This window comes from Sphingobium sp. S6, assembly GCF_905120495.1.
GTDB lineage: Bacteria > Pseudomonadota > Alphaproteobacteria > Sphingomonadales > Sphingomonadaceae > Sphingobium > Sphingobium agri.
The window spans coordinates 44,067-58,572 of record NZ_CAJHOG010000010.1 but is presented as its reverse complement, the minus strand read 5'-3'; the positions used below and the strand labels follow the sequence as shown (position 1 = coordinate 58,572).

Annotated in this window: 15 protein-coding genes; 8 read left to right on the top strand and 7 right to left on the bottom strand. The window is 59.8% G+C overall.

What is annotated here, in order from left to right:
• Nucleotides 1-5 precede the first annotated feature (5 nt).
• From SPHS8_RS17595 to SPHS8_RS17580, 4 genes are read left to right on the top strand one after another with little or no spacing between them, the layout of a single operon-like run.
• On the top strand, nucleotides 6-509 hold the full coding sequence (locus tag SPHS8_RS17595) for a nuclear transport factor 2 family protein (protein ID WP_201516633.1): 504 nt from the start codon (nucleotides 6-8) through the stop codon (nucleotides 507-509).
• Nucleotides 506-1,267 (top strand): SDR family NAD(P)-dependent oxidoreductase, encoded by a 762-nt coding sequence (locus SPHS8_RS17590; RefSeq protein WP_201516632.1) that lies wholly within the window; start codon nucleotides 506-508, stop codon nucleotides 1,265-1,267. The genes SPHS8_RS17595 and SPHS8_RS17590 overlap by 4 nt, the downstream gene beginning before the upstream one ends.
• Nucleotides 1,268-1,289: 22 nt before the next feature.
• Nucleotides 1,290-2,084 carry a ThuA domain-containing protein gene (locus SPHS8_RS17585; protein ID WP_236575247.1) on the top strand — a complete coding sequence of 265 codons (795 nt, stop codon included), beginning with the start codon at nucleotides 1,290-1,292 and terminating at the stop codon, nucleotides 2,082-2,084.
• The gene (locus SPHS8_RS17580) at nucleotides 2,081-2,542 is read left to right on the top strand and encodes a nuclear transport factor 2 family protein (protein WP_201516630.1); all 462 of its coding nucleotides are present in this window, start codon (nucleotides 2,081-2,083) and stop codon (nucleotides 2,540-2,542) included. The genes SPHS8_RS17585 and SPHS8_RS17580 overlap by 4 nt, the downstream gene beginning before the upstream one ends.
• On the opposite strand, the gene SPHS8_RS17575 is transcribed toward SPHS8_RS17580, so the two are convergent.
• From SPHS8_RS17575 to SPHS8_RS17560, 4 genes are all read right to left on the bottom strand, one after another.
• A complete protein-coding gene (locus SPHS8_RS17575; protein WP_201516629.1) occupies nucleotides 2,539-3,654 on the bottom strand; it encodes an acyl-CoA dehydrogenase family protein in 1,116 nt (371 codons plus the stop codon). The two genes, SPHS8_RS17580 and SPHS8_RS17575, sit on opposite strands and share 4 nt — an antisense overlap.
• 4 nt (nucleotides 3,655-3,658) lie before the next feature.
• On the bottom strand, nucleotides 3,659-4,864 hold the full coding sequence (locus tag SPHS8_RS17570; protein ID WP_201516628.1) for an acyl-CoA dehydrogenase family protein: 1,206 nt from the start codon (nucleotides 4,862-4,864) through the stop codon (nucleotides 3,659-3,661).
• Nucleotides 4,865-4,959: 95 nt separating this feature from the next.
• Entirely contained in the window at nucleotides 4,960-5,757 is a 798-nt protein-coding gene (locus tag SPHS8_RS17565; RefSeq protein ID WP_201516627.1) for an enoyl-CoA hydratase-related protein, read from the bottom strand.
• 108 nt (nucleotides 5,758-5,865) lie between these two features.
• Nucleotides 5,866-6,396 carry a MarR family winged helix-turn-helix transcriptional regulator gene (locus SPHS8_RS17560; RefSeq protein WP_201516626.1) on the bottom strand — a complete coding sequence of 177 codons (531 nt, stop codon included), beginning with the start codon at nucleotides 6,394-6,396 and terminating at the stop codon, nucleotides 5,866-5,868.
• Nucleotides 6,397-6,593: 197 nt separating this feature from the next.
• On the opposite strand from SPHS8_RS17560, the gene SPHS8_RS17555 reads away from it, so the two are divergent.
• From SPHS8_RS17555 to SPHS8_RS17545, 3 genes are all read left to right on the top strand, one after another.
• Complete coding sequence (locus SPHS8_RS17555) at nucleotides 6,594-7,400, top strand: enoyl-CoA hydratase/isomerase family protein (RefSeq protein ID WP_201516625.1); 807 nt, start codon at nucleotides 6,594-6,596, stop codon at nucleotides 7,398-7,400.
• Nucleotides 7,401-7,502: 102 nt separating this feature from the next.
• Entirely contained in the window at nucleotides 7,503-8,252 is a 750-nt protein-coding gene (locus SPHS8_RS17550) for an SDR family NAD(P)-dependent oxidoreductase (protein ID WP_201516624.1), read from the top strand.
• A 26-nt stretch (nucleotides 8,253-8,278) separates the two neighbouring features.
• On the top strand, nucleotides 8,279-9,718 hold the full coding sequence (locus SPHS8_RS17545) for an aromatic ring-hydroxylating oxygenase subunit alpha (protein WP_201516623.1): 1,440 nt from the start codon (nucleotides 8,279-8,281) through the stop codon (nucleotides 9,716-9,718).
• An 84-nt stretch (nucleotides 9,719-9,802) separates the two neighbouring features.
• On the opposite strand, the gene SPHS8_RS17540 is transcribed toward SPHS8_RS17545, so the two are convergent.
• The 3 genes from SPHS8_RS17540 to SPHS8_RS17530 are packed head-to-tail and all read right to left on the bottom strand — an operon-like array spanning nucleotide 9,803 to nucleotide 13,084.
• Complete coding sequence (locus SPHS8_RS17540; RefSeq protein ID WP_201516622.1) at nucleotides 9,803-10,498, bottom strand: 2-oxo acid dehydrogenase subunit E2; 696 nt, start codon at nucleotides 10,496-10,498, stop codon at nucleotides 9,803-9,805.
• A 52-nt stretch (nucleotides 10,499-10,550) separates the two neighbouring features.
• Complete coding sequence (locus SPHS8_RS17535) at nucleotides 10,551-11,687, bottom strand: epoxide hydrolase family protein (RefSeq protein ID WP_201516621.1); 1,137 nt, start codon at nucleotides 11,685-11,687, stop codon at nucleotides 10,551-10,553.
• Complete coding sequence (locus SPHS8_RS17530) at nucleotides 11,687-13,084, bottom strand: phosphotransferase (protein WP_201516620.1); 1,398 nt, start codon at nucleotides 13,082-13,084, stop codon at nucleotides 11,687-11,689. The genes SPHS8_RS17535 and SPHS8_RS17530 overlap by 1 nt, the downstream gene beginning before the upstream one ends.
• A 251-nt stretch (nucleotides 13,085-13,335) precedes the next feature.
• Here SPHS8_RS17530 and SPHS8_RS17525 point away from each other — a divergent pair, with 251 nt between their 5' ends.
• Nucleotides 13,336-14,502, top strand: coding sequence for an acyl-CoA dehydrogenase family protein (locus SPHS8_RS17525; RefSeq protein WP_201516619.1), 1,167 nt, complete (start codon nucleotides 13,336-13,338; stop codon nucleotides 14,500-14,502).
• Nucleotides 14,503-14,506: the final 4 nt, after the last annotated feature.

The window sequence follows — 14,506 nt, the reverse complement described above, 5'->3', positions numbered from 1 at the left end:
GCGCCATGTCCGCAGAAGAATCGGCTGTCGAGGCAATCCGTAATTTGAAAGCCCGATATTTCAGGATCATCGATACAAAATGCTTCGATGAACTGAACAGCATCCTGACCGAGGACGCATATTTCGACCTGGATGGCATCGTCAATCGCGGTTCGGATGGAAGCATTCTGGCACCCGTGCAACTGGCCGCGCTATTTCAGGGCCATCAGGCCGCCGTTGTGCGCGGCCGCGCCGCCATGGTCGCCTTCATCACGCAGGCGCTCAGCCCGGTCATCAGCATTCACCACGGATTTACGCCGGAAATCGAGGTGGACGGCGACAGCGCAAAGGCGATTTGGCCCATGGAAGACATCTTTTTCGGCCTCACGCCGCCGCATGGCCTCATCCGGCAGGAATATGGCCATTATGCGGACATCTGTCGCAAAGAAGGAGGCATGTGGCGCATTGCGAGCCAGTCCTTGTCCTTCCTGCATCAGCGCTGGTTTGAAAAGGAAGGGCAAGCCTCATGAATATCAATGGCAAGGTCGCGCTCGTCACGGGCGCGGGGCAGGGCGTCGGGCGCGGCATCGCGCTGGCTTTGGCGGCAGGCGGAGCGCTGGTGATATTGGTGGGCCGCACGACAGCCAAGCTGCAGGCCGTGCGGGCCGAGATAGAGGCCGCAGGCGGCGAAGCGGATGTGGCTCACCCGGCCGATGTCAGGCATGCGGCCGACATCGATGCCCTCATAACCTATGCCGCCGATCGTTACGGGGGCATCGATATTCTAGTCAACAGCGCGCAACAGGCAGTGCTCGCGCCATTGCTCGACATTGACGATGAAGGGTTGCTGCTAACCTTCGAGAGCGGCCCATTCGCCGCCTTCCGCATGATGAAGGCGGCGCATCCCTATATGAAGCAGCGCGGGGGCGGGGCGATCATCAACATCGTCTCTTCCACCGCAATCAACTGGGATACGAGCGGCACCGCCGCCTACTCTGCCGCCAAGCAGGCGATCGGCGCGATTACGCGCGCGGCGGCATCCGAATGGGGGCCAGACGGCATCCGCGTCAACAACATCGCGCCGCTGGCAGGATCACCGGCTATGCTGGCCTGGCTGGACGCCAAGCCTGAAGGACCCGACGCCTATCTTTCCACCATTCCGCTGCGGCGGATCGGTGATCCCCAGGCGGATATCGGGCGCGCCGTCCTCTTCCTCGCGAGCGACGAGGCTGCCTACATCACCGGCGCCACGATACCGGTGGATGGCGGACAGGCGAATTGGAACTGAGGCTGTGACTAAGGGGAAAGCGATGGAGGACGAACGGCCAAGCGGCACTGTGCGGGCATTGCTTTTGGTCGGTGGCAATTTCCACGACTTCGACATGGTGCGCCGCCGCCTGCTGGCGGCGCTTGGAGCGGATGAACGGATCAGGACGACGTGTACCAACGGCTTCCACGATCTGGACGCATTGAAGGCCGCTGATTTTCTGCTGACCTACACCACCAATATCTTCCCCGAAGGCGAAGCTCTGGCGGAACTGGAACGGTTCCTGGCGCGCGGCGGACGCTGGCTCGCCATCCATGGCAGCGCCGCCTATATTGAGTTTTCCGGCACGGAGGTGGAGATTGGCGGCATCAAGCTGCCGGGCCTTACCGACACGCCGGATCGCCATCCCGCCTATATGGATTTGCTGGGCTGCCGCTTCATATCGCATCTCGCGCTCCAGCCCTTTACCGTGCGTTCGGTGTCCGATCATCCGATCGTGGCGGGCCTGCCGCCGTTCGAGGTAGTGGACGAACCCTATATCCTGGAATTGCGCGGGGAGAGCGAGATCCTGCTCGAATCTCGCTATACCGGCGACGCGCCCGGTTACGTGAAAGGGCCCTGGCTGGAAGACCTGCCGCGTCCGCAGGCGGTGCTCCATCGTCATGGCGCAGGCGAGGCACTGTTTCTGGCTCCGGGCCACAGCTGTGGACGATATGACCTGCAGCCATTTATCGCGGAGATCGAACCGCAAGTGGGGCCTTGGGGCAACCATGTCTTTCTGGAAATCATCCGCCGGGCGATCCGATGGGGCGCGCGCATGCCATCGGACGCGTCATGACCGATGCCGCTTCTGTCGGAGCAGTGCTGAGAGCCGCATATGTGCTCGATGAAGCGGTCGATGCTAAAGATTGGCTGCGCGTAAGACATAGTTTCATGCCCATGGTCACGGTCAGAATCGGCGTGCTTGTCGGTGATGAGGCTGCGCTGGTGCCGGTGGACGAACTGGTGGCAGGCATAGCCTCGCTCAATCCCCCGGCGAAGCTGTCCTGCCACACGCTGCTTAACCCGATCGTCACGGTGACAGCCGACCATGCGAGCTTGCGAGCGAAGCGCCATGGCTGGGCCAGTTGCGCGGAGCTGGCACCGTCGCTTCATGAACTATGGGGCTTGGTATCTTATAGTTTCAAGCTGTCGGAAGGCGCGTGGCTGATCGAGGAAATGGGGCTGGTCACGCTGCGCGAAGCGGGCAATCAGGACGTTGCCCTGTTTCGCGGTGTAGGCGGCCCTGCTGATTAGCGATTTTCTACCTCGTCCGTCGCGCGGGCGAAGCGCGCAAGGTGCATGTCGGCGTCGCCAAACTGGCGCGCGATGACGAAGAGACGGCGATAATGGTGGCTGATGTTCAGTTCTTCGGTCACGCCGATGCCACCATGAAGCTGGATGGCCTGCTGGCCGACGAACAGCCCTGCGTTCGACGCCTGAACCTTGGCAGCTGACACGGCGGCGGTCCTGACCGCCTCCTCCTGCTGCATGACGCCCAAAGCGTTGAAGAGAGCGGATCGGGTCATCTCCACCTCGATCAACATGTCCGCCATGCGATGCTGAAGAGCCTGGAAATTGCTGAGCGTCGTGCCGAACTGCTTGCGGACCTTGAGATAATCCCGCGTCGTCCAGAGCGCGGTGTCCATGATGCCGAGCGCCTCGCCGCATAGCGCGATGATGGCATGATCCGCGGCCAAGGCGATCGCGCGTTCGGCGTCCTCGCCTTCCATGAGCAACTCCGCCGATGCGTCATTCAGATGAAGGTCGCAGACCCGGCGATTGTCGAGCGTACGATAGGGACGAAGTTCCAGACCAGCCTGTCCTTGGCTGACGAGGTAAATGCCGATTCCATCGCCCTGCCGAGCGGTCACAAGGAACATGTCCGCCTGGCTCGCGGCCTCGACCAGAGATTTGACGCCCGTAAGGAGCCGCGACGAGCCCGAACCTTCCGCGCGCACTTCGACAATCCGCCAATCGCCGCGCCCAACCGGCTCCTGCAATGCCGCGGCTGCCCGCTGCTCGCCCATGATCAGGTTTGTCAGAAGGGTGCTGGCGCTGTCCGATCCGACGGCGGCCAGCAACTGGCTGGCGAGAACATGCCCGATAAAGGGTTCGGTCACCAGGCCGCGCCCCAATTCTTCGGCTATCAGCGCATTCTCTATCGGGCCTCCGCCAAATCCGCCTGCCTCTTCCGCAAGGCCCGCACCCAACCAGCCCAATTCGGCGAAGGCGCCCCAATGATCCGGCGCGACGCCATCCGCTGACCGGATGATAGCGAACCGCTTGTCCCAGTCATATTCCCGTTCGACGAAGCGCTTGACGCTGTCGCGCAGAGCGTCCTGCTCAGCTGTATAGTTGAAATCCATGATGTCACAGCTCCAGGACGGTCTTGGCGATCAGGGTGCGCTGAATTTCGTTTGCCCCGCCATAGATAGTGGTGGCGCGGCGGAACATCGCCTTGGCCGCGACGCCGATGCCATGCTCGGGGATGGGACTGCCACTCTCGTCCTTATCGGAAAGGCGATGTTCGGCATTGCCATCGGTGCTGACGGCCATGCCATAGTCACCCAGGGCTTCGGCGGCGAGATCAGCGACGCGCTGTCGCAGTTCCGATCCGCGAACCTTGACCAGCGACGCGACGGACGCGCTGCCGTGATTGTCGGAGGTGAGGGCACGCAACACCGCATATTCCAGCGACTTCGTGTCGACTTCGATACGCGCCAGTTTCGCGCGAAACACCGGATCTTCGATCAGTGGGCGGCCATTCTTCGTTTCGATCCGGGCGATCTCGCGCAACTGGGCGATGTCTCGCCGAGTGTGCGGGACCTCTGCGCTGTTGGTGCGTTCGTTCCCCAGCAGGAACTTGGCGTGAGTCCAGCCCTGGCCCTCCTCTCCGATCAGGTTTTCCACCGGAACGCGCACATCGTCGAAGAAGAATTCGTTGACCGTCAGCCCCTCGTCCAATGTCCAGATCGGGCGGCGGGTGATGCCGGGCGTCTTCAGGTCCACGACCAGCGACGATATACCTGCCTGGGGCTTCACGTCGGGGTTGGACCGCACGAGCATGAACATCATGTCGGCATGGTGCCCTTCGGTGGTCCAGGTCTTTTGTCCATTGACGATATAATGGTCACCGTCTCTCACGGCGCGCGTGCGCAGCGAGGATAGGTCCGAGCCAGCGCCTGGTTCGGAAAATCCCTGCGCCCAGAATGTCTCGCCCAGCCTTATGGCTGGCAGATAGGTTTGCCGCTGTTCTTCCGAACCGAATGTGTAGATAACCGGCGCGACCAGTTCGGCGCCGATGCGGTCGGCCGTGGGGGCGTAAGCCCTGCGCATCTCATCCTCGAAGATGAAGCGCTGAACCGCGCTCCACCCAGGCCCGCCGTGTGCTGCGGGCCAGTGCGGCATAGACCATCCCCGCTCGGCGAGAATACGAGTCCATGCCGCCTGATCTTCGCGGTGGGGATGAAAGTCGTGGCGGCCGCGCCGGGCGAGGTCTGCTGGAAGGCTGGCTTCTACAAACTCCCGGATTTCGGCTCTGAACGCCTTATCCTCTTCACTGTAGGCGGGATCCATCGGTTTAAACCCAATGCTGTTTAGTATGTAATAATATGGTATGCATACATACCTAATGGGCGGGAGCGCAAGATGCAAATCACAGTCAGCGTTACTCAGCGGCCGGTGAAGGATGGGTGCCGCTTTTCGCGGATGGCGTTCAATGCTTCGCCGAAATCAGCGGTATAGGTCGCCAGTCCTTCATAAGCGACGCCGGCTTCAAACACCGAACTGAACAATTGCCGCAGGGCGATGTTGGTCACCGACTTGGTGTAGCGTATCGCTGATTGCGCGCCGCGGGCAAGGCGAGTCGCATATTCCGCGACATACTCATCGAGTTCGTCGGTGGGGACGGCGAAACTGATTAGGTTGCATCGTTCCGCTTCCACCGCACCGATAGCCTCGCCGGTCAGCAGATAATGTTTTGCCTTGCCGAAACCGATAAGTTGCGGCCAGATCAGGGCGCCCCCGTCGCCTGCAACCAGCCCCAGCTTGACATGAGGATCGGCGAACCGGACGTGGTCGGCGGCGATGACGATGTCGCACAGCAGCGCAATCGACGCGCCAAAGCCGATCGCGTCTCCGTTCACTTTGGCAATCACGGGCTTGGGGCAGTCGAGTAGGCCCATGACGATGCGCCGCATGCTTTTCGCCTCATTGACGAAGGGCTCCCGACGCCCCGCTGCCTGGTCTTCAAGCCATCCGAGGTCTCCCCCGGCCGAAAAAGCGCTCCCGGAGCCAGTCAGAATGATGATATCGCTGTCGGCATCGTCCGCAGCGTCGAAGAAGACGCGCGCCATTTCCTCATGAAGGGCGGGACTGACGGCATTCAGCACGTCCGGGCGGTTCATCCTTATGGTAAGAATGCGCCCTTCGCGTTCGAACGCCAGGGCTTCATAATGTTCGAACTTCATGTCTTCTCCCATTGATGCTCGGGCTGTCCGGCTTCGACAGCCAATTGCAGAATCTAGAACGCTAGCATACTAACGTGTGGCCATCATGTGAATGGTCCGGTGGCTACCCTACTCCAACATGCCCGCACTTTCCGCATCGGCTGAAAAGCTACCCGACAAGAGTCGATTGGATTCCTCCAGAAGGTTCGTCAGCATGGCGATGCGTTCTGACCCCAGCTTCCGCAAGAGCAGTTCGTCCTGTTCAATCGCTCCGCTCTTCAATGGCTGATGCAATGTCTGGCCTTTTGCAGTCAGGTGCACCATGACCAGTCGCCGGTCGGCCGCAACCCGACGCCGCTCGATTATGCCGGCTTTCTCCAGCCTTTGAAGTGTCTGGCCGATGGTGGCCTTCCCGATCTCCAGCCTGCGGGACAGTTCGACCTGCGAAAGAGGTTCTTCCAGCCACAATTCGCCAAGGACATAGGCCTGGGCCGGCGCAATGCCGGTCATCCTGATCCGTTCAAGATAATCGGCCTGCGTGATGCGCGCCAGCAATTGCGCCTGATATGCCAACGTCCTTTTGAACATCGGGAATGAACGTTCTTCGGTCGCCCCAACGGTCTGCGCTGGCTCGCTCATCTTGTTGGCGGCTCTCGCCATTCTCATCCTCCCCTGCGTCGCGCGGTGCAGCCGCGAATCATTGATAGTCGCGGCGGCCTTGCATCGCCACCTTGCACAGAGGCTCGCCTGCATCAATAAATGACATTTGTATGTTTATGCGCCATGTTGTAGTGACGGTTGTCAATAATGGTCGGCAGGAACCTCAAGTGCCGCCGGCGGCATCAGGAGAGAATCACGTGACAGGAAATGTAGACACGCAGTGGCCCGGTGATGGCATCGCATTGATCACCGTGGGCGATGGCGGCGTATCGGGAAAGCTCACCACCTGCGCGACGGTAAGCCTGCTTGCGGATGCATTGGAGGCTGCAATTGAACAGAAGGCGCGCGTCATCGTGCTTGCATCCTCGATGGAAGGGCACTGGCTCGAACATGCCTATCTGGCGGATATCGTGAACCTGGTTGAAGGAAAGCCAGCGACTGGCGATCCGGCGGGTTGGTTCCGCTCGCTCCAGCTCCTCAATCGCGGGCCAGCGGTCACGATCGCGGCGATCAATGGTGACACGTCAGGTGGCGGATGCGAGCTGGGCTGGGGCTGCGATCTGCGCGTCGCGGAAGAGCAAGCGCGCTTTAGCCAGCCGGAAGTCGCCATCGGCGCTGGAACGGGGATCGGCGGAACGTCGCGCCTGATGCGGCTGATCGGGCGGACGGTCACGGCCGAAGTCGTCCTGACAGGACGTCCACTGACCGCGCAGCGACTTTATGAACTCGGCGGTGTCAATCGCGTGGTGCCCAAGGGCAAAGCTGTAGAGGAAGCACTGGCGCTTGCCCAGCATATCGCATCGCTGCCGCCGCAATCGGTCGCTGGGATGAAGAAGATGCTGGGCGAGGCGGAAGACCTGAACCAGAGCCAGGGTATCGAGAATGATCAGCAGATCAGTCAGGGCTTGTTCGCGCATCCTGACAGCCTCGCCAGCATGAAGGCGATACAAGCGCGTTTTGACGAAGGCGAGAGCGTGGACCAGCTCTATTGGAAAAATGACTGATGTCATATATTGAAAATAGTATGCTAGCATAGTAACGATGGTGGCGAACAGCGGTCGGCCGTACGGCCTCGCCAATCATATCTAAAAAATGGGAGAGAGTTCATGGATCTGGGCTTGTCAGGATTGAAGGTCATCATGGGCGGCGCGACGCGCGGGATCAGCCGCGCTGCCGCAGAACTGTTCGCTGCGGAAGGTGCACAGCTGGGCCTCTTCTCCCGCAACGGAGAGGCGCTGGAAGAATTTAACAGCGAGTTGGGCGGCAAGGCCGCCACGCGGGAATTCACGCTGGAAGATCGCGAAGGTTATAAGGCGATGCTCACGGGCCTAGCCGACGAACTGGGCGGATGCGACATCTTCATCCATTCGATCAGTTCTTCGGGCGCGCAGGGCGCCATGGACTGGGACGAAAGCTACCGCATCGACATGCTGGGCGCGGTGGATGCGTGCGAAGCACTCGAACCCTATCTCGAAAAGTCGCACGCTGGGTCCGTCATCTTCATGTCGAGCACGGCGGCCATCGAGACATTCCTGATGCCGCAGGCGTTCAATGCGATCAAGGCAGCGTTGATCACCTATGGCAAGCAGCTGTCGCAGGCTTGGGCTGCCAAGGGCGTGCGCGTGAACATGGTCACTCCCGGCCCGATCAGCTATCCGGGTGGGAATTGGGAAGGCGCAAAGGCGCTGATGCCAGACCTCTATAACGGTATCGTCGCCCAGATCCCCATGGGGCGCCTAGGATCGCCCGAAGAAGTGGCGAAGTCGATCGCATTCCTGGCAAGCCCGGCCGCCAGCTATGTGACTGGCGCCAATCTCGTCATTGATGGTGGCTTTACCAAACGCGTCCAGTTCTGATCCGGGGTTAGTCAGGAGTAGGGTGAATGGCGGCGAATGTTCGCTACGCAGAAATCCGGTTCAACGATCGTCCTATAAAGGAACAGTTGTCCGATCCAGAAAGCTTCATCCTGGAGCCGGGAGAAGTCACCGCAGACTATGAGAAGAAGTCGCCGTGGCGGCTGGAAGACCTCCATCCCAACATCGCGAATTATCGAACCGTGAAGACAAGCAGGTCGATCGACCCGGCGGTCATGGCCGCCGAGGAAGAGCGACTGTGGAGCAAGGTCTGGCTGCTCGCGGGAATTTCTAGCGATATTCCCGATGTAGGCGACTGGTTCCGCTTCGACCTTGGCAAGCAGTCGATGATCGTGGTTCGCAACAAGGACGGTGTCGCCGCATTCTACAATGTCTGCAAACATCGCGGCAACGAACTTGTGCAGGATGATTTCGGCCATGGCGCCACGTCCTTCACTTGCATCGTGCACAGCTGGCGGTTCAACCTCAATGGCAAGAATGTCCGCGTGACGGATCGGGAGACTTTCCGGGAAGAAGCGCTATGCCAGAATCTGGACCTGACGCCGGTACATGTAAGGGAATGGGGCGGCCTGATTTTCGTCAGCATGAATCCCGATCCCATGCCGTTTGAGGAATATTATGCTGACCTTCTTCCCATGTTGGCCTCTTACAAGATTCAGGATATGTTCGTTGTCAAGCATTTGACGATCGATGTTCCAGCCAACTGGAAGACGATGTATTCGGCATTCAACGAGACCTATCATGCTCATGCGACACATCCTCAGATAAAGCCCTATGTCGATGATCATTATGTCCAGTACGACTTCTATCGGAACGGCCATAACCGGAACCTGTTTTCGGTAGGTTCCGTCAGCCCGCGCTGGCCGGACAATCGCTTCGTCAATGTGGGGCTTGCCTATTTCCTGCAGGAAGCGGGCATCAAGATGTCGGCGCTGAAGGGCGACGCGCGTCACGTTCGCAGAGCATTGCAGCAGGCCAAGCGCAAGGAGGACAACCCTTTCGGCGTGGACTATTCGGGCTACACGGACAATCAACTGACCGACGACTGGAACCCGTCGCTGTTCCCCAATGTGACGATGAACATGCACCCGGAAGGCATATTGCTACAGCGGTTCAGGCCTCATCCGACCGACCCCGAACGGGGCTATCAGGATGTGTTGGTGCTGTCCGCCAAGCTAGCCGAAGGCCGCCGCCCGCCCGCTTACATGGGTGTAGAGGATGATGTCGATGTCTCGGGGAAGATCCGTCCTCCGATCCGTCGCTCGACCCATGAAAACCCGCAGGCCGGTGAGGTTGTTGAGCAAGACATTGCCAACATGGTGACGATGCAGCGTGGCATGCGGTCGAAAGGACTTAACGGAACCATCGTTTTTTCCGAACAGGAGCGTCGAATTCAGCACTTCTACGCTGAGCTCGACCTCTATCTGGAAGGAAGGAAAGGGGGCTAAGCCAGATCAATAAACTGAAATGGCTTAGCAAATTGCCGGGGGCTGCATATCAAATGATATGCGGTCCCCTTTTTCGCCCCTGGATCAGCCCGGCGTGGGAGAGAAAGCGGCCCCGCTTTCCAGTTCCTGAGCCAGACGTGTAAGGAAGTCGCCGGCGGGCGCCCCATCGATAATCCGATGATCGACAGTCAACGACAGACCCATGACAGGCCTGATCACGAGGGTTTCGCCATCTTCCGCGACCCATGGTCTGGCGGTCATCCGGCCCAAACCGATGATCGCCTGTTGCGGGTAGCTGAGGATCGGCGTGAAATGTTCGACCCGCGTAAGGCCCAGATTGGTCACGGTAACGGTTGCGCCCGTCAGTTCAGCGATTGTGAGCTTGTTCACCTTGGCCCTCGCAACCAGGTCGGCCCGCCGCTCGGCGATGTCGGCCAAGGACAGGCTGCCCACGTCGAAAATGGCGGGCGCGACCAATGCGCCAGGCAGCGCGATCGCGCAACCGACATGGAACTGTTCTTGCGGTTCGGCTCCCCGTTCCGTCTCGACCGCGTTGAACAGGGGGAAGTCGCGCAACGCCGATGTCAGTGCGGCGATGATCAGATCTTCATAGCCCAGTTTCAACCCGCTCGCTTTCCATCGGTTGCGTGCCTCGACCAGCGCGGATGCGTCAATGTCGCAGAAAAAGCTCAACTGCGCCGTTTTCTGAAGGCTCTCGCTCATCTTTTGGGCGATGATGCCCCTGATGCCGGTCAGGGGAAGTATGTTGTCAGACGCCATGATGTGACCTCGATATCAGTGAGTTGATTTGCAGGCTCTGCCGCGCATGTCGTCAGCCGCGAACGGTGCAGAAACAGTCCCGAATTTCGCGCACGAAAATGCTGGGCTGTTCCCAGGCTGCGAAATGACCACCTTTTTCGACATTTTTCCAATGGATGATGTTGTCGAAATAACGCTCCGCCCATGCGCGCGCGGGCCAGATGATCTCGCGCGGGAAATGGCTGTAGCCCAAGGGCAGCTTGACATGCCGGGGACGGAAACCGTGCATGCTTTCCCAATATAGCCGCGCGGAGGACGCGCCGCTGTTCGTCAGCCAATAGAGGGTAATGTTGTCCAGCATCTCATCCGGGGAGAAGACGCTTTCCGGTACGCCGTCGCAATCCGACCAGCGCTGAAGCTTCTCGTAGATCCAGGCCGCCTGGCCGATAGGAGAATCCGCCAGCGCAAAGCCGATGGTCTGCGGCTTCGTCGCCTGAAGCCTCGCATAGGCGGATTCCACTTCGCTGAACTGTCGCATGGCATCGAGCGCTACTTGCTCCTCGGGAGCAAGGGTTTCCGGCAGATCGGACGGCACGATGGAAAGCATGTTGAAGTGTACAGCGGCCAGTTCGGCAGGCGCATCGACGGCAAGGCACATCGTCACCAACGAACCCCAATCGCCGCCCTGCGCGACATAGCGGTCATAGCCCAATCGCCGCATCAATTCGGCCCAGGCTTTTGCGATCCGTTCTACCCCCCACCCGGTGGTCGGAGGCTTACCGGACAATCCATAGCCCGGCAGCGAGGGAATAACGAGGTGGAAGGCGTCGGACGGCTCGCCGCCATGGGCGCACGGGTCTGTCAGAGGACCGACGACGTTGCGGAACTCCAGCACCGAACCGGGCCAGCCATGCGTCAGCAGCAGCGGCATAGCTTCCGGCTCTGTCGACCGAATGTGGAGGAAATGAATGTCGACACCGTCAATGCGCGTGCGGAACTGGCCAAGGCCGTTCAGCAGCGCCTCGCATTTCCGCCAGTCGTAATCGGTGCGCCAATAATTGGCCAAGGCGCGTAATCGCTCTGAAGGCACCCCCTGTTCCCAACCTGAGACCGGTTCCTCGTCGGCCCAGCGCGTCCGCTCCAGCCGATTGCGCAGATCGTCAAGCTGCACCTGCGGAACGTCGAGCGTGAAAGCTTCGATGAGCGACATTAGGGGCGCTCCAGCACGGATTGCAGCACTACGGCGATGCGATGCATCAGCCGCTGGGTGAAATGCGCCCCGGCGCTTGCGACCAATATGTCGTTGCTCAGCCCTTTTTCAAAAGTGTCCCGGCCGCCCTTCAGCACCAGGTTCATGAGCCTTAGTCCGCCTCGTAGCGCAAAATAGTCGATCTGCCGCTGTGGAATGTCCAGCCCACCTGCAGAGCGATAGGCGGCCATGAAGCTTTCCCAATCTGCTGCGGCAATCACGATGGGGTAACAATAGCCGAGATCCTCGCCCGGATGACCGATCGCCGCTTGCTCCCAATCGAGGACTGCCGTGATGTTGCCGTCCTGCGCCAATATATTGTGAAAAATCATGTCATTATGCACGATCGACTGCTGGTCTTCGATGCAATCGACATTGGCGCGCAGCCATGAAATCACCGCCGACATGGTGATTGATGGCCACCGGGCGAGGCTGTGCCATTCCTGGGCCATCTCCTCCAATTCCTTGTTCCAGCTTTCACTGTCGAACGCATTGCGCGAAGGGCGCAGGCCCTGTCCCACTTCGTCGATCGGCTGCCTGTGCAGGACTGCCATCTGCCGTGCGAGATCGAGTACGACATTGCCGTCGGCGACCGGGAGCCAATAGTCCGGTTGCACGGTCGCGCCGGGTGCATGCTCCACCAGCATGAAGGGGGCATCCAGCCATACGGGATCCGTTTCGACCAGAACAGGCGCCGGGACGCGCATGCCTGCACTATGCAACCGGCCCAGCAGATTGAATTGTGTCAGTTCATCCAGAAAGCTGTCATTGGTCGCCAGATTGGGAATGCCGCGCTGGATGACCAGCCTGGCGGGCAGATCGCCCATATCTGCCAAGCCGATCAGCGCCGTCTGGCGCGACCTGCCGCCCACGACCAGTTTGAATGAATCGATGCGCAGAGCATCGCGTGCCATTCGCTGCCGCAGATAGGCTTCCAACCTCTTGGGGTCGATGGCGTCGCTGTCGGCATCCGCCTGCTGGGGCTGAGCGCGTTCGACATCGTCCATGCGGGCAACCGCTGACTCAAGCAGGCTGCGTTCGCCCGCTATCGCATCGAGAAACCCGGTGATGTGCTCACCCCTGTCGAGACATTGCGCCACTTCGGCAATGGCCCCGCCAGTCGTCCGGTAGGCCGCCGCATTTTCGGCAGGGCCTCCCAGGCGATCCGTGTCAGCGAGTTCGGATATATTCGGCGAACCCGGGAACTCCGATGGTCCCCGTTCGAGCCCGTTCGCCGTCGCGGTGAGGACCCGGATGCCGCTGTCGAGCGTGGCGAGGGCGCCATTGTCAGTAACGAACGGGCGAACTTCGCGCTGCAATGCTTCGGCGACGGCCCAAAGATGACGTGCGTTTGTCATAGCTTCCTCTTTTTGGAAAGAAGCATATGGTACGATAGCGAATTAATCAACTGAACGAGGTGCGGAGGATGAAAATTCCTTCCGATCCCTGATCTTGCCCATTGGTCACGGGTTCAGAAGCGTACGGACCACATTGTTTTTGGCTGCAGGGCGCCGCGCTGCTTGACATAGGGAACGCAGCATATAGTAATATCGCGTACCAATGTAGGGCGCACCTGAATCAGCAGGTTTGACGCAAAGAGAGCGATGCAGTGGATATAAGCTTATCAGAGGAACAGGAAGCCATCCGCGACAGCGTACGCAAGGTATGCGACCAGTTCGGGGACGAATATTGGTCCCGCTGCGAAGATGAGAAGATCTTCCCATCCGAATTTCACAGGGCGATGGCCGATGCCGGCTGGCTCGGCATCACCATGCCGGAGGAGTTTGGCGGCGCCAATCTGGGCGTGACCGAAGCCGCGATCATGATGCACGAGGTTTCAGCGAGCGCGGGAGGCTATTCTGCAGCGAGCACGATCCACCTCAACATCTTCGGCCCCCATGCGGTGGTCGTTCACGGCACGGACGAGCAGAAGAGGCGAATGCTTGGACCGTTGATCGCGGGCGCGGACCGTGCCTGCTTCGGAGTGACGGAGCCGGATGCCGGACTCGATACGACGAGTATCAAGACCTTCGCCACGAAGGTGCCTGGCGGATACCGGGTGACTGGCCGCAAGATTTGGACATCGTCCGGCCAAGTCGCAAACAAAATCCTGCTGCTGACACGCACCACGCCCAAGGAACAATGCAAGAAACCTACGGATGGGATGACGCTATTCTATACCGACCTCGACAAGAGTCAGGTGGAGGTGCGTCGCATTCCAAAGATGGGGCGCAACGCGGTCGATTCCAACGCGACCTTCATCGATGATTATTTCGTGCCGGATGAGGACAGGATCGGGGAAGAGGGCAAGGGGTTCCACTATATTCTCCACAGCCTTAATCCCGAACGCATACTCGTCGGCATCGAGGCGGTGGGATTGGGCCGGGGCGCTCTGGCACGTGCCGCCAAATATGCGTCCGAGCGCAAGGTCTTTGGCCGCTATATAGGCCAGAATCAGGGTATTCAGCATCCGCTGGCGGAAAATTGGACCTATTTGGAATCGGCCTATTGGATGATCATGCGGGCCGCAAACCTCTACGACACCGGCAAGCCCTGCGGAGCGGAGGCAAATGCCGGTAAGTTCCTGGGCGGCCGCGCAGCCTTCGACGCCTGCACCCGTGCGGTGATGACGCATGGCGGCATGGGCTATTCGACCGAATATCAGGTGGAAAGGCTGTTCCGCGAGTCGATCCTGATGCGCATCGCGCCAATCACCGAACAATTGATCCTGAGCTTCATCGCCGAAAAAGTGCTGGATCTGCCGAAGTCTTACTAAAAAC